Source organism: Paenirhodobacter populi, assembly GCF_004022215.1.
GTDB lineage: Bacteria > Pseudomonadota > Alphaproteobacteria > Rhodobacterales > Rhodobacteraceae > Rhodobacter > Rhodobacter populi.
Genome location: NZ_SAUZ01000030.1, coordinates 22,853 through 44,260 on the forward strand (window position 1 = coordinate 22,853; position 21,408 = coordinate 44,260).

Annotated in this window: 18 protein-coding genes; 5 read left to right on the forward strand and 13 right to left on the reverse strand. The window is 66.7% G+C overall.

Going from position 1 to position 21,408, the window contains the following annotated elements; translation table 11 throughout:
• Positions 1 to 12: 12 nt before the first annotated feature.
• The 3 genes from atpA to D2T30_RS19605 all read right to left on the reverse strand — a co-directional run bounded on the left by atpA (position 13) and on the right by D2T30_RS19605 (position 3,206).
• On the reverse strand, positions 13 to 1,542 hold the full coding sequence (gene atpA, locus D2T30_RS19595; RefSeq protein ID WP_128210228.1) for a F0F1 ATP synthase subunit alpha: 1,530 nt from the start codon (positions 1,540 to 1,542) through the stop codon (positions 13 to 15).
• Positions 1,542 to 2,108: a F0F1 ATP synthase subunit delta gene (locus D2T30_RS19600; protein WP_128210229.1), complete on the reverse strand. Its 567-nt coding sequence runs from the start codon at positions 2,106 to 2,108 to the stop codon at positions 1,542 to 1,544. Before D2T30_RS19600 ends, atpA begins: the two co-directional genes overlap by 1 nt.
• A gap of 330 nt (positions 2,109 to 2,438) precedes the next feature.
• On the reverse strand, positions 2,439 to 3,206 hold the full coding sequence (locus tag D2T30_RS19605) for a class I SAM-dependent methyltransferase (protein ID WP_128182580.1): 768 nt from the start codon (positions 3,204 to 3,206) through the stop codon (positions 2,439 to 2,441).
• Between the two features lie 61 nt (positions 3,207 to 3,267).
• On the opposite strand from D2T30_RS19605, the gene gloB reads away from it, so the two are divergent.
• From gloB to clpA, 3 genes are all read left to right on the forward strand, one after another.
• Positions 3,268 to 4,038: a hydroxyacylglutathione hydrolase gene (gene gloB / locus D2T30_RS19610; RefSeq protein ID WP_128210230.1), complete on the forward strand. Its 771-nt coding sequence runs from the start codon at positions 3,268 to 3,270 to the stop codon at positions 4,036 to 4,038.
• 9 nt (positions 4,039 to 4,047) lie between these two features.
• Entirely contained in the window at positions 4,048 to 5,238 is a 1,191-nt protein-coding gene (locus D2T30_RS19615; RefSeq protein WP_128210231.1) for an HPP family protein, read from the forward strand.
• Positions 5,239 to 5,399: 161 nt separating this feature from the next.
• On the forward strand, positions 5,400 to 7,721 hold the full coding sequence (clpA, locus tag D2T30_RS19620; RefSeq protein ID WP_128182585.1) for an ATP-dependent Clp protease ATP-binding subunit ClpA: 2,322 nt from the start codon (positions 5,400 to 5,402) through the stop codon (positions 7,719 to 7,721).
• Positions 7,722 to 8,215: 494 nt separating this feature from the next.
• On the opposite strand, the gene D2T30_RS19625 is transcribed toward clpA, so the two are convergent.
• The 3 genes from D2T30_RS19625 to D2T30_RS19635 are packed head-to-tail and all read right to left on the reverse strand — an operon-like array spanning position 8,216 to position 12,709.
• Positions 8,216 to 9,556, reverse strand: a complete 1,341-nt coding sequence (locus D2T30_RS19625; RefSeq protein ID WP_128210232.1) for a PepSY-associated TM helix domain-containing protein — start codon at positions 9,554 to 9,556, stop codon at positions 8,216 to 8,218.
• A 53-nt stretch (positions 9,557 to 9,609) separates the two neighbouring features.
• Complete coding sequence (locus D2T30_RS19630; protein WP_128210233.1) at positions 9,610 to 9,966, reverse strand: hypothetical protein; 357 nt, start codon at positions 9,964 to 9,966, stop codon at positions 9,610 to 9,612.
• A gap of 49 nt (positions 9,967 to 10,015) precedes the next feature.
• The gene (locus D2T30_RS19635) at positions 10,016 to 12,709 is read right to left on the reverse strand and encodes a cation-transporting P-type ATPase (RefSeq protein ID WP_128210234.1); all 2,694 of its coding nucleotides are present in this window, start codon (positions 12,707 to 12,709) and stop codon (positions 10,016 to 10,018) included.
• Positions 12,710 to 12,853: 144 nt separating this feature from the next.
• On the opposite strand from D2T30_RS19635, the gene D2T30_RS19640 reads away from it, so the two are divergent.
• Positions 12,854 to 14,326: a pyruvate kinase gene (locus D2T30_RS19640; RefSeq protein ID WP_128210235.1), complete on the forward strand. Its 1,473-nt coding sequence runs from the start codon at positions 12,854 to 12,856 to the stop codon at positions 14,324 to 14,326.
• On the opposite strand, the gene D2T30_RS19645 is transcribed toward D2T30_RS19640, so the two are convergent.
• Genes D2T30_RS19645 through D2T30_RS23195 form a run of 4 tightly spaced genes read right to left on the reverse strand, consistent with a single transcriptional unit; the run spans position 14,327 to position 17,224 of the window.
• Positions 14,327 to 14,785 carry a CYTH domain-containing protein gene (locus tag D2T30_RS19645; protein ID WP_128210236.1) on the reverse strand — a complete coding sequence of 153 codons (459 nt, stop codon included), beginning with the start codon at positions 14,783 to 14,785 and terminating at the stop codon, positions 14,327 to 14,329.
• Complete coding sequence (locus tag D2T30_RS19650) at positions 14,782 to 15,531, reverse strand: ParA family protein (RefSeq protein ID WP_128210237.1); 750 nt, start codon at positions 15,529 to 15,531, stop codon at positions 14,782 to 14,784. Before D2T30_RS19650 ends, D2T30_RS19645 begins: the two co-directional genes overlap by 4 nt.
• On the reverse strand, positions 15,528 to 17,048 hold the full coding sequence (locus tag D2T30_RS19655; protein WP_128210238.1) for a CHAD domain-containing protein: 1,521 nt from the start codon (positions 17,046 to 17,048) through the stop codon (positions 15,528 to 15,530). Before D2T30_RS19655 ends, D2T30_RS19650 begins: the two co-directional genes overlap by 4 nt.
• The gene (locus D2T30_RS23195; RefSeq protein ID WP_164881830.1) at positions 17,048 to 17,224 is read right to left on the reverse strand and encodes a hypothetical protein; all 177 of its coding nucleotides are present in this window, start codon (positions 17,222 to 17,224) and stop codon (positions 17,048 to 17,050) included. Before D2T30_RS23195 ends, D2T30_RS19655 begins: the two co-directional genes overlap by 1 nt.
• 182 nt (positions 17,225 to 17,406) lie before the next feature.
• On the opposite strand from D2T30_RS23195, the gene D2T30_RS19660 reads away from it, so the two are divergent.
• Positions 17,407 to 19,047: a flavin monoamine oxidase family protein gene (locus tag D2T30_RS19660; protein ID WP_128210239.1), complete on the forward strand. Its 1,641-nt coding sequence runs from the start codon at positions 17,407 to 17,409 to the stop codon at positions 19,045 to 19,047.
• 43 nt (positions 19,048 to 19,090) lie between these two features.
• On the opposite strand, the gene D2T30_RS19665 is transcribed toward D2T30_RS19660, so the two are convergent.
• The 3 genes from D2T30_RS19665 to D2T30_RS19675 form a co-directional block, all read right to left on the reverse strand.
• A complete protein-coding gene (locus D2T30_RS19665) occupies positions 19,091 to 20,068 on the reverse strand; it encodes a D-2-hydroxyacid dehydrogenase (protein WP_128210240.1) in 978 nt (325 codons plus the stop codon).
• Positions 20,069 to 20,179: 111 nt separating this feature from the next.
• Entirely contained in the window at positions 20,180 to 20,614 is a 435-nt protein-coding gene (locus D2T30_RS19670; RefSeq protein WP_128210241.1) for a DMT family transporter, read from the reverse strand.
• A 3-nt stretch (positions 20,615 to 20,617) separates the two neighbouring features.
• Positions 20,618 to 21,118 carry a DMT family transporter gene (locus D2T30_RS19675; protein ID WP_128210242.1) on the reverse strand — a complete coding sequence of 167 codons (501 nt, stop codon included), beginning with the start codon at positions 21,116 to 21,118 and terminating at the stop codon, positions 20,618 to 20,620.
• Positions 21,119 to 21,408: the final 290 nt, after the last annotated feature.

A 21,408-nucleotide genomic window follows, 5' to 3' on the forward strand; every position in this document is an offset into this window, starting at 1 on the left:
CTTTCAGGCCGGTCAAGCGAAGGTCTTGGAAAATTCTTCGATCGCGGACTTCAGCTTGGTTGCAGCGTCACCCTTGATCTTCGGATCTTCGCTGGTGAGCCAGTCGAGAACGTCCTTGCGGCTCGACCGGAGATAGGCGAGCAGCCCCGCTTCCCAGCGGTTGACGTCCTTCACCGGAACGGAGTCGAGGAAGCCGTTGGTGCCGGCGAAGATCACCGCGACGATTTCCGCGTTGGTGAGCGGCGCGTATTGCGGCTGCTTCATCAGTTCCGTCAGGCGCGCGCCGCGGTTCAGCAGCTTTTGCGTCGCGGCGTCGAGGTCCGAGCCGAACTGCGCGAAGGCCGCCATTTCGCGGTATTGCGCCAGTTCCAGCTTCACCGGGCCGGCGACCGACTTCATCGAATTGGTCTGCGCGGACGAACCGACGCGCGACACCGAAAGGCCGGTGTTCACGGCCGGGCGGATGCCCTGATAGAACAGCTCGGTTTCGAGGAAGATCTGCCCGTCGGTGATCGAGATCACGTTGGTCGGGATATAGGCCGACACGTCGCCCGCCTGCGTTTCGATGATCGGCAGCGCGGTCAGCGAGCCCGAGCCGAAATCCTCGTTCAGCTTGGCCGAACGTTCCAGCAGGCGCGAATGCAGGTAGAACACGTCGCCCGGATAGGCTTCACGTCCCGGCGGACGACGCAGCAGCAGCGACATCTGGCGATAGGCCACGGCCTGCTTGGTAAGGTCGTCATAGATGATGAGTGCGTGCTGGCCGTTGTCGCGGAAATATTCCGCCATCGCGGTCGCCGCATAGGGCGCGAGGTATTGCATCGGCGCCGGGTCCGAAGCGGTCGCGGCGATGACGGTGGTGTATTCCATCGCGCCGGCTTCTTCGAGCTTCTTCACCAGCTGCGCCACGGTCGAGCGTTTCTGCCCGATGGCGACGTAGAAGCAGTGCAGCTTGTAGCCCGGATTGGCCTCGTTGTAGGACTTCTGGTTCAGGATCGTGTCGAGCGCGATCGCGGTCTTGCCGGTCTGGCGGTCGCCGATGATCAGCTCGCGCTGGCCACGGCCGATCGGGATCATCGCATCGACCGATTTCAGGCCGGTCGCCATCGGTTCATGCACCGATTTCCGCGGGATGATGCCCGGCGCCTTCACGTCGGCCACGCGGCGTTCGACGAATTCGACCGGGCCCTTGCCGTCGATCGGGTTGCCGAGCGCGTCGACGACGCGGCCCAGGAGCTTCGGGCCGACCGGAACGTCCACGATCGCCTTGGTGCGCTTGACAGTGTCGCCTTCCTTGATGTCGCGGTCGGAGCCGAAGATCACGATACCGACGTTGTCGGTTTCAAGGTTCAGCGCCATGCCCCGGATACCGCCGGGGAATTCGACCATTTCGCCGGCCTCGACATTGTCGAGCCCGTAGACGCGGGCGATGCCGTCGCCCACCGACAGGACGCGGCCGACTTCGGCCACCTGGGCATCCTGCCCGAAATTCTTGATCTGCTCCCTGAGGATAGCAGAAATCTCAGCCGCTTGGATGCCCATTATCCAACCTCTTTCATGGTGTTCTGGAGGGAGGCGAGTTTCGCGCGGACCGACGTATCGATCATTTGCGATCCAAGCCTGACAATCATGCCGCCAATGAGGCTTTCATCGACGGCGACATTCAGTTTCACGATCTTTCCGCTCTTCTGCGCGAGCGCGGCGGACAACGCCTGTTGCTGTTCCGCCGAAAGCGGCGCGGCCGAGGTCACGTCTGCGGTGACTTCGCCCTTGGCCTCGGCGATCAGGGCCGAAAGCTGCTTCAGCAACTGCGGCAGCACGAACAGCCGCCGCTTGGTCGCCATCAGCGCAAGCCCGTTCTGCATCGGCAGCGACAGGCCCATCGGCTTTGCGACCGCCTCGATCGCCGCTTCCTGCTGCGGGCGGGTATAGATCGGCGAGGCGATCAGGTCGCGCAGATCGGCCGAGGCGGCGAGCGCCTCGCCTAGCGCCTTCACATCCGCTTCGAGCGCATCGAGGCCCCGCCCCTCCTGCGCAAGTTCGAAAATGGCCGTCGCATAGCGACCGGCAATGGCTGCGGAAATCGAAGCTGGTTCGGACACGTCCACCCTTCCGATGTTCTGCCTCCGCCTGCAGCCGCGCGGGCCGGACGAAGGTTCCCCTTTGAGACGGCGCATAGTTGCCATGCACCAGAATTTATCAGGCCTGCATGTAACAGAGCGCCCCCCCCCTCGCAACCGTCTTGGACAAGAGAATGTGAAGAGAAAGGCCTGTTTTCCGGCCCGGTTGCGGCCAAGGGCACATCTTGACAATCGCCGATGCCGCCAGCCTGCGTCAAGTTGCCGCGGCTGTCGCGGCGATGCCCCGCGACGGGCCAAAACGGCGGCGCGGCGCGGCGGCGCGGTGATTCCCGCCGGGCGGATGGGGCTGCCGTTGCGTCAGCGCCGCGACATCCGCCCCGCCACCGGGCCGGCGACGCCGTCGAGCACGGAAAGCGGCCGGCGCACCCTGACGCCGATCCCCGGCCGGCGCGGCGCCTGCACCTGTTTCGAGACCTCGAGCAGCACCACCCCCGCCGCCAGCAGCCCCGGCAGCCGCGCGCCGAGCCGTTCCCACATCGCCGCCGAACGCAGCCAGAACCGGCGATGCGAGGGCGGGATATAGAGCGCCGCCTCATGCCGTTCCGGCACGAAGCCGATCCGGCGCACCTGCGTATCGAGCTGCGACAATGTATAAGGACGGCCGAAGCCGAAGGGTGTCGTCTCGCGCGGGGCCCAGAGGCCCGACCGGTTCGGCACGATCAGCACCGCCCGCCCGCCGGGGCCGAGCACCCGCCAGCATTCCTCAAGCAGCAGGTCGGGATTGTCCGAGGCCTCCAGCCCGTGCAGCACCACCAGCCGGTCGACCATCCCGGTTTCCAGCGGCCAGTGCAGCTCGTCGCACAGCAGCGAGACATTGGGCATTCCCGCGGGCCAGGGCATCACCCCCTGCTCCGCCGGCATCAGCCCGATCACCCGCCGCGCGTTTTCCAGATAGGGCCGCAGCATCGGCACCGCGAAACCGTATCCCGCCACCGTCAGTCCGGCGTTCAGCGCCTGCGTCGGCGGCCACAATCCGGTCAGCCGGTCGCGGATCGCCTTCTGCGCCGCGCGGCCCAGTTGCGTCCGGTAATAGAAATTGCGCAGGTCAACCACGTCGAGGTGCATTGCGTGCCGGTCCTCCTTCGGCGATGCTCGTGCCACCATAGACCAAAGGCCGCGAAACGCCATGACCCTCGATTTGCAGATCATCCCCTGCCTTTCCGACAATTACGCCTGGCTGATCCATGACGAGACGACCGACACCACGGCGGTGATCGACGTCCCGGATGCGGTGCCGGTGCTGGACGCGCTGCAGGCGCGCGGCTGGAAGCTGACCCATATCCTGATCACCCATCACCACGAAGACCACATCGCCGGGGTGGAGGCCCTGTCGCAGGCCACCGGCGCGCGGGTGGTGGGCGCGCGGCGCGACAGCCACCGGCTGCCGCCGCTGACCGATCCCGTGGAACCGGGCGACAGCTTCCCCGTCGGCATCCATGCGGCCGAGGTGCTGGACGCCGCCGGCCACACGGTCGGGCATATCGCCTATTACCTCCCCGGCCCCGGCCTGCTGTTTTCCGGCGACAGCCTGATGAGCTGGGGCTGCGGACGCCTGTTCGAGGGCACCCCCGTCCAGATGTTCGACACGCTGACCCGCATGGCCGCGCTGCCGCCCGAGACGCGGATCTGTTCCGGCCATGAATATACCGAGGCCAACGGCCGCTTTGCCCTCAGTCTGGAACCGATGCACTCCGAACTGCTGAACCGGATGGAGGAGGTCCGGATCCTGCGCGCCAAGGGGGAACCGACGCTGCCCGCGACGCTGGAACGGGAACTGGCGACCAACCCCTTCCTGCGTGGCGGGGATCCGGCGCTGAAGGCGGCTCTCGGCCTTTCGCCCGGGGCGAGCGCGCTCGAGACCTTTACCGAGGCCCGCGCGCGCAAGGACAGGTTCTGAGGCGCGGCGATGCACAACAGCCTTCATCAGCCCGCGGAGGGCTGGCGCACCGTGCTGCGCCGCTTCGGACCGCAGATGGGACGGCGCCACGCGGTGGACATCGTGCGGTCCGCGCTTGGGGCGGGGATCGCCATCCTGCTGTGCGCGGTCGCCCTGCGGCTGTTGCCGCATGCACGGGAAACCGGGCTGTTTCTGGTATCGGGCTTCGCCGCGATGTCGGTGCTGCTGTTCGTGCTGCCGAATTCGCCGCTGGCGCAGCCTTGGTCGGCGCTGGTGGGGATGGTGGTCTCGACCGGGGTGGCAATCACGGTGCTGAAGGTGGTGCCCGCACCCTATGCCGACGGAATCGCCGTCACGCTGGCGATCGCCGCGATGCTGGCCGTGCGCGCCCTGCACCCGCCGGCCGCCGGAATGGCGCTGTTCTGCGCGCTGGAAGTCGAGGCCGGCCGCCCCGTGGGCTATGATTTCGTGCTGTTTCCCGTCGGCATCGTGACGCTGGCGCTGATCGTTCTGGCGATCGTGTGGAACCGCACGTTCGGCATACATTACCCCGCCCGTCCGGTGATTCCGACCCGCGAGGGGCCGCTGCACCGTCCGCGTCAGCGCCTGACCGATGCGGAACTGGCGTCGCTGCTGGTCGATTTCGACCAGTCGGCCAACATCGGCGCGGCGGATCTGGGCCGCATGATCGACGCCGCGCAAAGCCGCGCCGCCCATGCCCTGCTGATCGGCACGCGGGTCGGCGACATCATGACCCCCGCGCCCGCAACCATCGCCCCCGAGACCCCGCTGACCGAGATCGTGCGCAAGCTGGTGGCGCTCGGGGTGAAAAGCCTGCCGGTGACGGACAGCGAGGGGCATCTGCTCGGCCTCGTCGACGAACGCCCGGCGATGGCGCGTCTCGCGCGCGAGCTGGCGGCCGCGCGACGCCCCGGTCTGGGCCTGCGCGCCGCGCCCCCGGAACCCGAGGCCCGCAGCCTGATGGGCCACGGGATCACCCCCGTCTCGCCCGAGGATCCGGTGTCCGATCTGCTGCAGAGGCTGTCCGACCATCGCGCCCGCGCCATCCCCGTGACGCGGGCCGGCCATCTGGTGGGAATCGTCTCGCGCACCGACCTTGTGGCGTTGCTGCTGTCGCACGCACCCGCGGAGATCGCCGCCGAGGCCGGAACCCCCGCCGCCGCGAGACCTGCCCCATGACCGACGTAAACGCCGCAATATCCGGCGAATTTTTAAGCGAAATGTCAGATGTGAACGGTTTTTGCGCATGCAGCACTTGAAGCAAAACGAAATCCACCAAACTTTAATCGTCATGAGGCCATGATCGGCCGGAGGCCCCGCGCCGAAGAAAGGAGCATCAGATGCCGTCGTTCTCGACCACGCTCGAACAAGCCATTCATGGGGCGCTTGCGCTTGCAAATGCCCGCAAACATGAACTGGCGACGCTCGAACACCTGTTGCTCGCATTGATTGACGAGCCGGACGCCAGTCGCGTCATGCGTGCCTGCGGAGTGAACTTGGATGAATTGCGCCAGACCCTGACGGAATTCATCGACGACGATCTTTCGACCCTGATCACCGAGGTCGAGGGATCCGAAGCCGTGCCCACCGCCGCCTTCCAGCGGGTGATCCAGCGCGCGGCGATCCATGTGCAAAGCTCGGGCCGGACCGAGGTGACGGGGGCGAACGTCCTTGTCGCGATCTTTGCCGAACGCGAAAGCAATGCCGCGTTCTTCCTGCAGGAACAGGACATGACGCGCTATGATGCGGTGAATTTCATCGCTCATGGCGTGGCGAAGGACCCGGCCTTCGGCGAACCGCGCCCCGTCGTCGGCGCGGAAGAGGAACAGAAACAGCAGGAGCAGGCCACGCAGGGGGAATCGAAGGAATCCGCTTTGGCAAAATATTGCGTCAACCTGAACCAGAAATCGCAGAAGGGCGACATCGACCCGCTGATCGGACGCGAGGAAGAGGTTGAACGCTGCATCCAGGTGCTTTGCCGCCGCCGCAAGAACAACCCGCTTCTGGTGGGTGATCCGGGCGTGGGCAAGACCGCCATCGCCGAGGGCCTCGCGCTGAAGATCGTGCGCGGCCAGACGCCCGAGATCCTGTCCAAGGCGACGATCTTCAGCCTCGACATGGGCGCGCTGCTGGCGGGCACCCGCTACCGCGGCGATTTCGAGGAACGGCTGAAGGCCGTGGTGAAGGAACTGGAGGATCATCCCGACGCGATCCTGTTCATCGACGAGATCCATACCGTCATCGGCGCGGGGGCGACCTCGGGCGGGGCGATGGATGCCTCGAACCTGCTGAAACCGGCGCTCGCCGGCGGCAAGCTGCGCTGCATGGGCTCGACCACCTACCGCGAATATCGCCAGCATTTCGAAAAGGACCGCGCCCTGTCGCGCCGGTTCCAGAAGATCGACGTGAACGAGCCTTCGGTCGCCGACAGCGTCAAGATCCTGATGGGGCTGAAGCCCTATTTCGAAAAACATCACGATCTGCGTTACACCAATGACGCGATCAAGGCGGCGGTGGAACTGTCCTCGCGCTACATCAACGACCGCAAGCTGCCCGACAAGGCGATCGACGTGATCGACGAAGCCGGCGCGGCGCAGCATCTGCTGGCTCCGTCCAAGCGGCGCAAGACGCTGGGGGAAAAGGAGATCGAGGCCGTCGTGGCCAAGATCGCCCGTATCCCGCCGAAGAACGTGTCGAAGGACGATGCCGAAGTGCTGCGCGATCTGGAAAAGTCGCTCAAGCGCGTGGTCTTCGGTCAGGACAAGGCGATCGAAGAGCTGTCCTCGGCGATCAAGCTGTCCCGGGCCGGGCTGCGCGATCCCGAAAAGCCGATCGGCAACTACCTCTTCGCCGGTCCCACGGGTGTCGGCAAGACCGAGGTGGCGAACCAGCTTGCCCGCTCGCTCGGCGTCGAGCTGCTGCGCTTCGACATGTCGGAGTATATGGAGAAGCACGCCGTCAGCCGCCTGATCGGGGCGCCTCCGGGCTATGTCGGCTTTGACCAGGGCGGCATGTTGACCGATGGCGTGGACCAGCATCCGCATTGCGTGCTGCTGCTGGACGAGATCGAGAAGGCGCATCCGGATGTCTACAACATCCTGTTGCAGGTGATGGACCACGGCAAGCTGACCGACCATAACGGCCGGCAGGTGGATTTCCGCAACGTGATCCTGATCATGACCTCGAACGCCGGGGCGTCGGACATGCAGAAGGCCGCGATCGGCTTTGGCCGCGACCGGCGCGAGGGCGAGGATACGGCCGCGATCGAGCGGATCTTCACGCCCGAGTTCCGCAACCGTCTGGACGCGATCGTCAGCTTCGCGCCGCTGCCGCGCGAGGTGATCCTGCAGGTGGTGGACAAGTTCGTGCTGCAACTGGAAGCCCAGCTGATCGACCGCAACGTCCATATCGAGCTGGCGCCGGAAGCCGCCAACTGGCTGGCCGAAAAGGGCTACGACGACAAGATGGGCGCGCGTCCGCTTGGCCGCGTGATCCAGGAACATGTCAAGAAGCCGCTGGCCGAGGAACTGCTGTTCGGCAAGCTGACCAAGGGCGGCACCGTGCGGATCGGCGTCAAGGACGACAAGATCACGCTCGATGTCGAGGAACCCGGAAAGCCGCGGATTTCCGGGCCGAAGCAGAAGCTTCTGCCCGCCGGCTGATCCGGCACGGCGCGGATCCGGTCGGGCACCGTTCCCGGCCGGTTGTCAAAGAGTCATGGCCGCCTCCTGACAGGGGCGGCCATGTGCATTTTCGGTATATGCCAAGGGTATCCTTTGGTCCGCACGAACGCAGGCGGAAGGCCGAGGGTCTGTCAAAACTCGTCTTTATGACAATGACTTGGAAGAAAACTCGCCAGAAGTGGCGGAGTGACGCAGATAACGCGCGCCTAGGTGGACCTATAGGCTGTCGAAGGGAACAACGTTCTCCTCTGTGTCGCCGGAACCGAGTTTTCATACAGGCTCGGCCCAATGATTCCGGAGGGCGATACCTTCGGGTCGTGTGATGGCGCTCCCGAATCGATCCGACGTTTGCGCATCTGTGTGAGGGAGAAAGGGGGCGCTGCCCCCTCTTTGCGCTGATGCGCAAATTCACCCCCGGGATATTTATGGAAGAATGAAGGACAACAGATGGTCATGGAGGATGTTGGAGCATCCTATGAACGGCTGCGCGCGGCGGACCATCGCGCCATGTCGATGGCGAGGAAGATGATGAGGCTCAGCCCCAGCATCGGCAGCGCCCAGCCGAAGGCGGCGGCGAGTGTGACGGAGCAGACTCGTGCCGGCACCGACAGCCGCAGCCAGACCGCGCTCAGCGGTTGGGTGACGGCGGGGCGGCGCCTCCACCACATCGCATAGCCGTAGCCGATCGTGACCATCAGCGCCGCCGCCACCAGCGCCATCAGGATCTGGTTGGGCAGGCCGAACAGGATGCCGATATGGGCGTCGATCCCCCAGCGGATCAGTTTGGGGATCAGGGTGAAGGTGGCGAAATCGGCGCGGTCGGTGATCTCCAGCGTATCCGGCGCCAGGGCCAGGGTATCGACCTGTGTGGGCCAGCTCCGGTCGTATTCGCGCACCATCCAGGCCTGACCGGGCTTGGGCAGGCGGATCTCCATGAAAGGCGAATCGATACCGCCCGCGCGGGCGGCGGCTGCCACGGCGTCGAGCTGGTTCAGACGATCCTCGCGCGTCGCCAGATCTGGGGCGTGGTGATGGTGCTCGGCCGTCTCGCCGCTCAGCGACAGGCTGACCGAGGGCGTCGTCCAGCCGAGGACATTGCGTAGCCCGTCGATCCGCGCGCCCGCGGCCTGCGACCATGTCAGCCCGGTGACCGACAGGAACAGGAGCGCAATCCCCGCCGTCACCCCCACCGTCGCATGGATCCAGTGGCGGCGCTGCGCCGGGGGCATCCTGCGCAGCGGCCGGCGACGTTTCGGCCCCGTGGCCCAGAGCGCGACGCCCCCCAGCACCACGACCCAGAGCCATGAGGCCGCCAGTTCGCTGTAATACCGCCCCCAGTCGCCCAGAAGCAGGTTGCGGTGCAGATAGTCCAGCGTGATCCGAAACGGCAGGATGCCGCTGGTGCCATAGGTGGTCATGTCGCCGCGGATCGCCAGCGTCACGGGATCGACGAAGACCGTCCGGTTCTCGGACGGGCCGAGCGTGGGATCGGAGAACAGGATGCGTGTGGTCTGCCCCGGCGCAGGGGCCGGGCGGATGGCCGAAACGTTCAGGTCCCGGTCCAGATGAGCGCGTGCCGCTTCAGCCTGCTCGGTCAGGCTGTGTACGGGGCCGGTGCTGTCGGTGAACAGGGCCTCGGCGTAGATCCTTTCCTCGATCTGCGGGGTCAGGACGTAAAGCAGCCCGGTCAGCGCGGCGATGAACAGAAAGGGGCCGACGAACAGGCCGATGTAGAAATGCAGGCGCAGCAGGAAGGGGCGCAGCGCGCCGCCGGTTGCCGCCGCGCTGCGGGGCAGATCAGAGATATGGGACATGGGAATAACCTGAAAGAGGCGCCGGATGGCGCGGGAAGAGGGTGAATTTCTCTTCAGGTCGCGGGCGGGCCGGTTGGCGGCGTCGCCGGATCGCGCAGGCGCATCGCGGCGCGTCGCAGTTGCGGCAGCAGGACCGTCGCCAACACGTGCAGTTCGACGGCCACGAGCGACGGTCCCCCGTCCGGCAGCGTGCCGGATGCGATCAGATGGCACAGCGAACAGCTTGCCGCATGGGCGGGGTCCGACCCGTCCTGCGCGCAGAGGTCGGCGACGGAGCCACCCGACAGCAGATAGGCCTCCATCCGCAGCTCGGCCGGATCCGGCGCGGCGCGCGCGCCCGTCGCGAAGGCGAGGGCGAGCAGGGCCAGAAGCATCAGCCCGAAGCGGCGGAAGGGGGCGCGGTCACGCATCCGCGATATGTGACAGAACCGGGCGGGTGCTGGCAAGACCGGCTTCCCCTCAATCGAACCGGTCGCGGAGGAAATGCTTCTCCACCTCCAGCACCACGAGCGAGACGAGGCCGATCGCCACGATCACCACCCCGTCCAGCAGGGTCAGCGGGCGCGAACCGAAAAGCCCGTTCATCACCGGCAGGTAGGTGAAGGCGATCTGCGCCACCACCACGATCCCCACCGCGCCCAGAACCGGCCCGGTGCCCTTCACCCCGGTCAGGGTGAACGAACTCATGTGCAGGTAGCGCACGTTGAACAGGTAAAAGATCTCCAGCACCACGATCAGGTTGACCACCATCGTCCGCGCCGTGTCCAGATCGCGCCCCTGCCCGAGCGCCCAGAAGAAAAGCCCCAGCGACAGCGCCATGAACAGGACCGAGACGAAGAAGATCCGCCAGACGAGGAACCGCGACAGCAGCCCCGCATCTGGGTGGCGCGGCGGGCGGCGCATGACGCCGGGCTCGGTCGGCTCGAACGCCAGCACGAGGCCGAGCGTCGCCGCGAGGATCAGGTTGATCCACAGGATCTGCACCGGCGTCATCGGCATGGAAAATCCGACAAGGATGGCCAGGATCACGGTCAGCGCCTCGCCGCCGTTCGTCGGCAGGGTCCAGGACACGACCTTGCGGATATTGTCGTAGACGGTGCGGCCTTCCTGCACCGCCGCGACGATCGAGGCGAAATTGTCGTCCATCAGCACCATCTGCGCGGCTTCCTTGGCGGCCTCGGTGCCCTTGATGCCCATGGCGATCCCCACATCCGCCTGTTTGAGCGAGGGCGCGTCGTTCACCCCGTCCCCGGTCATGGCGACGATCAGCCCGTCGGCCTGAAGGGCCTGCACGATGCGCAGCTTGTGTTCCGGGCTGGTGCGGGCGAAGACCTGCGTTTCGCGCACGGCGGCGCGGAACGCTTCGGGGGCGAGCGCGTCCAGATCCTGTCCGGTCAGCACATGCGGGTCCTTTGCCAGCCCCAGTTGCCGGGCGATGGCGGCGGCGGTCGCGGCATGGTCGCCGGTGATCATCCGCACCCCGATCCCGGCGGAATGGCATTCGGCGATGGCGCGGATCGCCTCAGACCGCGGCGGATCGATGAAGCCGGTGAGGCCGAGGAACACGAGGCCCCCGGCCACATCCGGGAAATCGACCGAGGTCGCATCGCCGGGCATCCGGCGCATGGCATAGCCGAGCACCCGTTCGCCCTCGGCCGCGGCATCGGCGATCTGCGCCTCCCAATACGCCGGGTCGAGCGGCTCCGCGCCTGCAAGCCCCTCCTGCCGGTCGCACATTTCCAGCAGGCGTTCCGGCGCGCCCTTGAGCAGCACGACAGCCTCGCCCGAGGGCAGCCTGTGCAGCGTCGCCATGAAGCGCCATGTCGCGTCGAAAGGGATCTGGTCGAGCCGGGGCCATGCGGCGCGCTCCGCCTCGGGCACCAGTCCGGCCTTCATCGCCAGCGTCACCAGCGCCCCTTCCATCGGGTCGCCCTCGACCAGCCAGTGCCCGCCGTCCGGGCGCAGCCGGGCGTCGTTGCACAGCAGCGCCGCCCGGATCAGCGTTCCAGCGGGGCCATCGGCCGCAACCTGATGCGGGCCGGGATCATAGCCCGCGCCCTCGACCGTCAGCAGCCCGCCCGAGGTCATCACCCGGCGCACGGTCATTTCGTTGCGGGTCAGCGTCCCGGTCTTGTCCGAGCAGATGACCGAGGTGGCGCCAAGCGTTTCCACCGCCGGCAGGTGGCGGATCACCGCGTTCCGCGCGGCCATGCGCTGCACCCCGATGGCGAGCGTGATGGTGATGACGGCGGGCAGCCCCTCGGGCACCAGCCCGACGGCCAGCGCGACGACGGCGGTCAGCGCATCGTCCCATGCGAACCCCCGCAGCGTCACGGCAAAGGCGAACAGCACCGCCGCCCCGACGAAGGCCACCTGCGTGAAGCGCTTGCCAAAGCTGTTGACCTGCCGCAGGAGGGGGGTGGTCAGTTCCTCGACCTCGCCCAGCATCCGGCTGATCTGGCCGATCTGCGTGTGCAGCCCGGTCGCGACGACGACACCCGCGCCCTGCCCCGCCGCGACCAGCGTGCCGGAAAAGGCCATCGGCTTGCGGTCGCCAAGCGCCGCATCGGCGGCGACGGGCGCCGTCATCTTGGAACTGGCGACGGATTCGCCGGTCAGGATCGCCTCATCGATCAGCAGGCTGCGCGCGTGGATCAGACGCAGGTCGGCGGGCACGCGGTCGCCCGCCTCGATCAGCACGACATCGCCCGGCACCAGATCCGCCATCGGGACCGAGATCCGTTCGCCGTCGCGCAGCACGCTGGCCTTCGGCGCGATCATGTTGCGGATCGCGGCCAGCGCATCCTCGGCCTTGCCCTCCTGCAAGAAGCCGACGATCGCATTGACCAGCACCACCGCAAGGATCACCCCCGCGTCGACCGCATGGCCCAGAACCCCGGCCGCCAGCGCGCCGGCCAGCATGAAATAGATCAGCGCATTGTTGAATTGCGAGAGGAACCGCATCACCGGATGCCTGCGCCGTCCCTCGGGCAGGGCGTTGGGACCGAAGCGCGCCAGCCGCTGCGCGGCCTCGTCGCCCGTCAACCCCTGCGGGGAGGAGGACAGATCCGCCAGCACCTCTTCGGCGGGACGGGCATGGGGGTCTGCGACAGGATCCTCTGACACGGCGGCGGGATGGGTCGCTTGGGTCATATTTCCTCCGGTCGCAAGATAACCCGGCAACCTTGGCAGCCGATGGACGTTGGGGCAAGGGAGGGAAGACAGTATCCCGACACCCCACGGTCACGCGGCTGTCATCCGGTGGCGATATCTGCGGGGCAGGAGAAGGAGGCGATCATGGCCGAACCGGATATCGAGACGCTGCTGCACGACATCGAAACCCTGCGCGCCGAGGTGACGGCGGGCGCCGAGGCCGCCACGCGGCGCTGGCAGGACTGGATCCAACGCGACGATTTCGCGCCGAGCGCGCAGAACTTCGGCCAGTATCTGGCGCTGCGCCGCCACGACATCCGGCCGCTGCAACGGCAGTTGATGCGCTTCGGGCTGTCGTCGCTTGGCCGGGCCGAAAGCCGGGTGATGCCAGCGATCGAGTCGATCCGGCACCTGTTGCGGGCGGCGGCGGGGCATGATGCCTTCACCCCCGTTCCCGCCGCGGATTTCTTTGCGGGCGAGGCGCGCATCGCCGCGCGGAGCGACGCGATTTTCGGGCCGCTGTCGCCGCATGGGCCGGTGCGGCTGCTGGTGACGCTGCCCTCGACGGCGGCGGAGGATGCGGGCTTCCTGCTGCGGCTTGCCGAACTCGGGGCCGAGGCCGTGCGCATCAACTGCGCCCATGACGACGAGGCCGCGTGGGAAAAGATGATCGCCCATGTCGAGGCCGCGGCCGAAGCGACCGGCCAGCGGATGAAGATCTTCATGGACCTTGCCGGGCCGAAGATCCGCACGGGCGCGCCGCGCGACCGCAAGGGGCTCAAGCGCGTCGCGGCGGGGGACGAACTGGCGATCACCCTGCCCGGCCGGCTCAACGAGGCGCCGAAATCGCTGGCCGCGATCGAATGCACCCTGCCCGAGGCGCTGGAGGCGGCCGGGGTCGGGCAGCGCATCTTCCTCGACGACGGCAAGCTGGGCACCCGGGTCGCGCGCCGCGAAGACTGGGGCATCGTGGTGGAGGTCGGCACCTGCCCGGAAAAGGGCTACAAGCTGAAGCCCGAAAAGGGCATCAACTTCCCCGAAACCGATTTCGACACCCCCGCCCTGACCGAAGACGACCGCGCCGCGCTGCGCTTTGTCGCGCGCCATGCCGATGCGGTGGAATTTTCCTTCGTGCAGAGCGTCGCGGATGTCGAGGCGCTGCAAGAGGCGCTGGCCGCCGAGCGCCCGGACGACTGGCAGGCTCTTGGCCTCGTGCTGAAGATCGAGACCTCACGCGCCGTGCGCAACCTGCCCGACATGCTGGTGCGCGCCGCCGGGCGCCAGCCCACCGCGATCATGATCGCGCGCGGGGATCTGGCGGTCGAGATCGGCTTTGCCCGTCTGGCCGAGATGCAGGAGGAAATCCTGTGGCTGTGCGAGGCGGCGCAGATCCCCGTGATCTGGGCGACGCAGGTTCTGGAAAGCTATCTCAAGACCGGCACGCCCTCGCGCGGGGAAATGACCGATGCGGCGATGGCCGCCCGCGCCGAATGCGTGATGCTGAACAAGGGGCCGTATCTGTTCGAGGCGATGCAGGAACTCGACCAGCTTCTGGGCCGCATGAACGAACACATGGCGAAGAAGACCTCGCTGCTGCGGCCATTGCGGAGCTGGTGATCAGCCCGCCAGCGCCTTGTTCTTGTAGCGCCCGTCGCTGGTGACATCCGCCCCGAACCAGTCGGGCGGCACGAAGCCCTGCGCGGCGGCGGTCGAGGGAAATTCGACCTCGACCAGCATCAGCCCGGCATGGGCGCCCGCGAACAGGTCCAGCTCGAACAGCTCGCCGCTGTCGAGCCGCCCTGTATGGCGGGTCTTCTCGATCCGCCGCCCCTCGGTCGCGGGCCAGAGCGTGTCGAACTGGGCGCGGTCGATCGGCACCTCATATTCCGCGCGGGAAAGCGTGCCGCCGGATTTCAGCGTCAGGAACCACGCCGCGCCCATCTGCCGGACGCGGATTTCCACCGTATCCCCGGCCGAGGTCAGATAGCCCTGCCGCACCGGCACGGCCTTCAGTTTGCCAAGCGGCGGAGCCGTGTTCACCAGAAATTTGCGTTCGATTTCCAGCGGCACGGTCATTCCTCCACCCGCGCCATGAATTCGTCGCAAAGCGCCTGATAGGCATGGCTCGCGGCGCTGCCCGGCGCCGTCGCCATGACCGGGGCGCGATGCACGCCCATCCGCTCGATATCCGAGGCGAAGGGCACCTGCGCCGTCAGGAACCGCTTGGGATGGGCGGAACGCAGGGCCTCCATCGTTTCGCCATGCAGGGTCTTGACCCCCTGCACCATGGAAAAGAACCCGTGCAGCTTTTTCACCGGCAGGTCGTGGTCGTGGAAGAAATCCAGCAGTTGCTCAAAGGTCCGCTGCGACAGCGTGGTGGGGATCACCGGCACCAGCACCGCATCCGCCGCGCGGAACACGTTTTCCGACAGCGTCGAGATGTTCGGCGGGCAATCGAGCACGATCACGTCGTAATCGCCCTTCACCGCCTTCAGCGCCTTTTTCAGCCGCGAGCGGCTGTTGCGCATCCGCGACAGGAACACGTCGAAATCCCGAAACGTCATGTTCGCGGGCAGGATGTCGAGGTTGTCGTAATCGCTGCCCCGGATCGCCTTGGTGAATTTCTCGACATCCTCGAAGAAATCCGCCTCGGTCAGTTTTTTCGAGGGCTTCACCCGGAAATAGAACCCCGAGGCGCCTTGCGGATCGAGGTCGCACAGCAAGACGCGCTTCCCCCGCGCCGCCAGCGCATAGGCGAGGTTGACCGAGGTCGCGGTCTTGCCCACGCCGCCCTTGTTGGAATAGCAGGCGATGATTTTCATGACGGGGCATCCTCCCGGTGGAACAGGTCGTGGAATGCCCGCCGCACCTGCGGGCTGCTGAATGTCTCGAAACTCCCGATGATGCGGTCACGTTCCTCGATCTGCCGCCGGTGCAGCACGGCGATCAGGGCACCGACGCTCTGCGCGATCGCGATCCCATGCGGCTGGTGATCGCCGAGATCCGAGACGAAGGCGCGCAGGCTGGCCTGCTGGACCGAATAATCGTTGAACAGGCCGAGAGAATCCTGAAGCTTTTTCAGTGATTTAAGCAGCGGCGCGAAGGCATCTGCCGGAAAGGCCGGGCCGAAGAATTCCATCAGGTAGCGCAGCTTCTTGCAATGGATACGGAGCTGGTGGATCTCGGTATCCGCCGTATCCGGCCCGATGTCCGAGGCCATCCGACAGATCTTGCGGTAGCGTTTCCAGATCAGCTTGCAGGCCAGATCGTGCGAGGGAATATCGGCATGCGCGCCCCGCCGCAGCGCCTTGCCACCCGAGAAGATCTTGCGCAGCGCCTCGATTTCCCGCGCATAGCGGCCGCTTTGCAGATGTTTCGCCAGCCGGGCCTGCGCGGTGGCGCGTTCGGCGGCGAACAGGTCGAACATCGCATCCAGCCCGCCGGACAGGCCCTCGGGCAGCAGATCCTCGATCTGTTCGCGTTCCAGCAGGTAGACGTCCAGATCGCGCAGCCGCCCGGTGGGCGTCATCAGCGCCGAGACCCGCGTCTTCAGCCGCATGGTCTGGTCAGGGTCGAAGACGCCGCGGAACAGGCTGAGAACCGAGCGGATCTTGCGCAGCGCGACGCGGTAGTCATGCAGGAATTCGGTGTCGAGATCGGCGATGATCCCCGGCTCGTTCGCGCGCAGGACCGGGATCAGGCTGGCGATGATCGCACGGGCGGTCTGGAACGCGGTTTCGTCGGGTGCGATCCGCAGCGCCGGTTTGTTGGTGTAGAGCGGAAAATCCGGAAACAGCGCGCGGTAGAGCGCATCGCCCTCGACCGCCGCGCCACCGCAGGCGATGAGCCTTTCGCGCAGCCGGATCAGCGCCGCATCATAGCCGCGCAGGCCGCGCGGGGTGGCCAGCAGCACATCCGCTCCGCCGGTGCCGGCGAACAGATGTAAAAGCGCGCGGGCCTGTGTCTTGCCCTCGTCATCCAGCAGCGCGAGCGTGCCCTCGCGCAGCTCGCCCGAGCCGACCGGCAGCAGGTGCCGCAGCGGCGAGACGATCCCGGCCAGCACGTCGCGCACCGGCCCTTCGGGCAGGTCGCCGACAAAGCCCGCCGCGCCGGTCTGGGACAGATCCCGCCCGTCCGGCAGCAGCAGGTCAAGCCGGTCCCGCGCGGCGAAGAGCAGCAGCCCCGCCTCCCGCAGGCTCTGGTCGAAACAGTCCAGAACGGTGAAGGGAACGGCTTCGGCCAGCGTCACGACGGGCCGCAGCCCGCCCATATCCCCATCCGTCAGCAGGCCCGCCGCACCGGTCGGCAAATGATAGCGCGTGGCTTCGGTATCAGACATCAGTCCTTCTTTCGGGCTTTGCGCAGGTAATCCTCGACGAGGGTCTCGATGATCTTCTGCACGCTGGTGTCATCCTCGATCGCGCGGAGCTTCAGGGCCTTCAGCGTCTTCGCCTCCAGCCGCAGCGAGGTGTTCTTCTTGTCCTCGCCGTCCCGGGATTTCCTGTCTTTCGCCATGCATCATCCCCTGAAACAGTGACGTCATGATTTCATCATTCCTTAACCAATGCAACCGATCGGACCGGACAGAAGGACGCAGCCGCGCCGCCCAAACAGGCCAAGGCTTGCGCAGGACCGCGTTTCGCGCTTGGGTCCATCCGATCCGGCCTTCGCCGGGGCGCTCAACGACTGGACCACAGATGACCGACCTTTCCGCCTTCGGACCCGATTTCCCCTTCGCCTATGACGACTGGATCAGCCATCCGGCGGGGTTGGGCGCGATCCCGGCCAGACGGCACGGGGCCGAGGTGGCGGTGATCGGCGCAGGCGCCGCCGGGGTGATCGCCGGGCACGAGCTGATGAAACTCGGCCTGCGCCCGGTGCTGTATGAATCGGCCAAATTCGGCGGGCGGCTGCGGTCGGAGGTCTTCGAGGGCACCGAGGATATCATCGCCGAACTGGGTGGGATGCGGTTCCCGGTGTCTTCCCGCGGCTTCTGGCATTACGTCGATCTGACCGGCTGCGACAGCGCCCCCTTCCCGAACCCGCTGACCAAGGCAGCGGGATCGACCGTCATCGACCTCGAAGGCGAAAGCCTGTTCGCCCGCTGCCTCGACGATCTGCCCGAACTGTATCGCGAGGTCGCCCGCGCCTATGACGCCGCGCTCGAGGAAGGCGCGCGGTTTTCCGACCTTCAAGCGGCGATGCGGGCGCGCGACGCCAAGGCGGTCAAGGCGATCTGGGACCGGCTCGTGCCCGCATGGGACGAGCGGACCTTCTACGACTTCATCACCTCCTCCGAAGCCTTCCGCGCGCTGAGCTTCCGCCACCGCGAGGTCTTCGGTCAGGTCGGCTTCGGCACCGGCGGCTGGGACAGCGACTTTCCGAATTCGATGCTGGAAATCCTGCGGGTGAACCTGTGCGGGCTCGACGACAATCAGCGGTATATCAAGGGCGGGGTGGAAAACGTCCTGCACCGGCTGTGGCGGCATCCGGCGGATTGCGCGCATTGGGGGCGCACGACGCTGGCCGACCTGAACGGCGGGGCGACGCGCTCGCGCGTGGCGCGGATCGGGCGCGACGCCTCGGGCCGGATCGCGGTGACCGACACATGGGGCCGCACCGATCTGTATGACGCGGTTCTGGTGACCTGCCAGAGCCACCTGCTGACCACCTCGATCGCCACAGACGAGGATCTGTTCGACCAGAAGCTGTGGATGGCGCTCGACCGCACGCGCTACATGCAGGCGGCCAAGACCTTCGTCATGGTGGATCGTCCGTTCTGGAACGATATCGATCCGGCGACGGGGCGGCCGCTGCTGTCGATGACGCTGACCGACCGGATCACGCGCGGCACCTATTTCTTCGACAACGGGCCGGACCGGCCGGGGGTGATCTGCCTGTCCTATTCGTGGATGACCGATGCGCTGAAGGTGCTGCCGCATGACGCCGAAAAGCGCGTGGATCTGGCGCTGGCGGCGCTTGGCCATATCTATCCGGGCGTCGACATCGCCGGCCATATCCGCGGCAATCCGATCTGCGTCAGCTGGGAAACGGACGAGAATTTCCTTGGCGCCTTCAAGGGCGCGCTGCCGGGGCATTACCGCTACAACCACCGGATGTATGGCCATTTCATGCAAGACGCCCTGCCGCCCGGACAAAGGGGCATCTTCCTTGCCGGCGACGGGATAAGCTGGACCCCCGCCTGGGTCGAAGGCGCGGTGCAGACCGCGCTCAACGCCGTCTGGGGGATCCTGCATCACTTCGGCGGTGCGACCGATCCCGCCAATCCAGGCCCCGGGGACCTGTATCCCGAGCTTGGCCCGGCGGCGCTGGACTGAAACCGCGCTGGACTGAGTCCGCGCCGGACTGGGGCCGGGTGGCCTATGCCACCCGGTTCACCAGCGCATCGTCCCCCGCCCACAGCCTGTCGAGATTGCGGGTCAGGATCTCCAGAACGTTCCGTTCGTATTTGCGCGTCTCGCCCGCCGCATGGGGCGTCAGGATCACATTCGGCATCGACCACAGGGGCGAGTCGGCGGGCAGCGGCTCGACCGCCGTCACGTCGATCCCGGCCCCGGCGAAGCGCCCGGCCTTGAGCGCCGCGATCAGCGCCTCTTCCTCGACGCAGCCGCCGCGGGCCACGTTGATGAAAAAGGCCGTGGGCTTCAGCAATCCGATCGCCCCGGCATCCATCAGGTTGCGGGTTTCCTCCGTCAGCGGGCAGCTGAGCACCACCACGTCGGCCCGGGGGATCAGCACCTTCAGGTCGTGGAAGCTGTGGACCTCATCCGCCGCGCCCGCGCCATGCGCGGGATCGCGGCGGACGCCGATCACCTTCATGTCGAAAGCCTTCGCCAGACGCGCGATGCGGTCGCCGATGGTGCCCAGACCGACGATCAGCAGGGTCTTGCCCGGCAGTTCATCCTCGCGCTGCATCGGATCGGTCTGATCGGGGCGCCAGAATGCCTTGTGCTGATTGTCGCGCGCCAGCGCGAGGCGGCGGGTCAGCGACAGGATCAGCCCGAAGGCATGTTCGGACACGGCATTCCGGTTCACCCCCTGCCCGCTCGACACATAGATGCCCCTGTCGCGGAAGGCCGCCAGATCATACTGGTTCATCCCCGAGCTGATCGACTGCAGGTATTTCAGCCGCCCCGCGACGGGCAGCAGGTCGTTCTTCCACAGGGCCGAGATCACCAGCACATCGACTTCGGGCAGGCAGGCCAGCAGATCGTCCCGGTTGAAGACCTGAACCGTCTCGATCCCCCGGCCGAAGCCGTCGAAGATCGGTTTCATGTCGAAGGCGGCATGGGCAAAGCACAGGCGCAGTTTGTCTTTGGCGGGGATCAGCGGGGTCATGGGTCGGTCTCTTTCACGGTCATGGTTCCGGGGGCCTTGGGGGACGGCCTGCCCGGCCCAGCCTATCACCGGAAATCCGCGGCGAAAGGCGCGATCGCCTCCGCCGCCGGGTCATTCCCGCCGGGATCCGCCCCGCCGGCTCATCCACACGCCCAGAAGGATCAGCGCCACACCGGCGAACCGCATCGGGCCGCTGCCCTCGGTCCCGCGGATCAGGTCCATCATCACGCCCGACAGCATCTGTCCGGCGACCAGAAGACCGCTGGTCAGCGCCGCCCCCAGACGATGGATCACCCAGCTGCCACCGGCAACAAAGACCACGCCGGCGATGCCTCCGGCCCAGGCATACCAGGGCGCGGCGGCGGCTCCCTCGGGCCAGAACCGCCCGGCGACGAGCGTATAGGCCACCAGCACCCCCAGACCCACGGCATGGTTCCAGAACGACGAGGTCAGCGCCGAGGTCGCCGCCGCCAGCCGCCCGTTGATCTGCCGCGAAAGCGTCACCAGCATGCCGGCGACAAAGGCCAGCAGGACAACCGTTGCCATCCCCTACCCCCGCGAAAAGATGATCAGCAGCGTTCCCGCCACGATCAGGCCCAAAGACATCAGATCGTTGCGCGTGGGCATGCGCCGCAGCCCCATCACCCCGAAGCGGTCGAAGACCAGCGCCAGCACCACCTGCCCGACAAGGCCAAGCGCCAGTGTCCCCGTCAGCGCGAGCGGAGAATTCGCCGTCATCGAGGTCAGCATGACCGTCAGCGCCCCGGACACGCCGCCCAGATAGGCCCAGAGCGGCGCGCGCACACCCTTGGACGAGGCTCCGGGCCGCCAGAGGGCCCCAATCAGAACCAGCGCAACCGCGGCGGCGACGGTCCCCACCCCATGCGCCACCAGCGACGAGAAAAGCGGCGTCGTATAAGCGGCCATCGTGCTGTTGCTGAACAGCATGAATGTCAGCAGGCCGCCGGTCGCCAGCGCGGCGCAGATCTCGACCGGGCGCGGGGCACGGCCCTCCTCCGGCGCGGGGGCCGGGCGTTTGCGTTGGGTCATGGACTTTCCTCGGATCATCGGCATCTGAATGCGCAAACGCGGACATTGGCAAGACCGGACTCCACCTCGGCGGAGCAGCGCCCGTCAAGGCGGATTCCCGCACAGACAGCCGTCAGGATTGACACTCCCAGCCCGGCTTTGTTTCACTACCCCGTCGGATTACGGATTCATGTTTGTGAGTCAGCGGGTTAGGTTGGCGCCATGAGCAAGCCTGTCGCTGATTTCCGGACCACGAACTGGTCGAGTTACAATGCAGCCCTGAAGCGCCGGGGCTCGCTGATGGTCTGGCT

Bases quoted from the DNA above. Each gene is read 5' to 3' on its own strand.
- D2T30_RS19675 (WP_128210242.1), bottom strand. From the start codon at position 21,118: ATGACCCAACGCAAACGCCCGGCCCCCGCGCCGGAGGAGGGCCGTGCC.
- D2T30_RS19670 (WP_128210241.1), bottom strand. From the start codon at position 20,614: ATGGCAACGGTTGTCCTGCTGGCCTTTGTCGCCGGCATGCTGGTGACG.
- gloB (WP_128210230.1), top strand. From the start codon at position 3,268: ATGACCCTCGATTTGCAGATCATCCCCTGCCTTTCCGACAATTACGCC.
- D2T30_RS19615 (WP_128210231.1), top strand. From the start codon at position 4,048: ATGCACAACAGCCTTCATCAGCCCGCGGAGGGCTGGCGCACCGTGCTG.
- D2T30_RS19660 (WP_128210239.1), top strand. From the start codon at position 17,407: ATGACCGACCTTTCCGCCTTCGGACCCGATTTCCCCTTCGCCTATGAC.
- D2T30_RS19605 (WP_128182580.1), bottom strand. From the start codon at position 3,206: ATGCACCTCGACGTGGTTGACCTGCGCAATTTCTATTACCGGACGCAA.
- D2T30_RS19640 (WP_128210235.1), top strand. From the start codon at position 12,854: ATGGCCGAACCGGATATCGAGACGCTGCTGCACGACATCGAAACCCTG.
- D2T30_RS19630 (WP_128210233.1), bottom strand. From the start codon at position 9,966: ATGCGTGACCGCGCCCCCTTCCGCCGCTTCGGGCTGATGCTTCTGGCC.
- D2T30_RS19665 (WP_128210240.1), bottom strand. From the start codon at position 20,068: ATGACCCCGCTGATCCCCGCCAAAGACAAACTGCGCCTGTGCTTTGCC.
- D2T30_RS19655 (WP_128210238.1), bottom strand. From the start codon at position 17,048: ATGTCTGATACCGAAGCCACGCGCTATCATTTGCCGACCGGTGCGGCG.
- D2T30_RS19625 (WP_128210232.1), bottom strand. From the start codon at position 9,556: ATGTCCCATATCTCTGATCTGCCCCGCAGCGCGGCGGCAACCGGCGGC.
- D2T30_RS19645 (WP_128210236.1), bottom strand. From the start codon at position 14,785: ATGACCGTGCCGCTGGAAATCGAACGCAAATTTCTGGTGAACACGGCT.
- D2T30_RS19650 (WP_128210237.1), bottom strand. From the start codon at position 15,531: ATGAAAATCATCGCCTGCTATTCCAACAAGGGCGGCGTGGGCAAGACC.
- clpA (WP_128182585.1), top strand. From the start codon at position 5,400: ATGCCGTCGTTCTCGACCACGCTCGAACAAGCCATTCATGGGGCGCTT.
- D2T30_RS23195 (WP_164881830.1), bottom strand. From the start codon at position 17,224: ATGGCGAAAGACAGGAAATCCCGGGACGGCGAGGACAAGAAGAACACC.
- atpA (WP_128210228.1), bottom strand. From the start codon at position 1,542: ATGGGCATCCAAGCGGCTGAGATTTCTGCTATCCTCAGGGAGCAGATC.
- D2T30_RS19635 (WP_128210234.1), bottom strand. From the start codon at position 12,709: ATGACCCAAGCGACCCATCCCGCCGCCGTGTCAGAGGATCCTGTCGCA.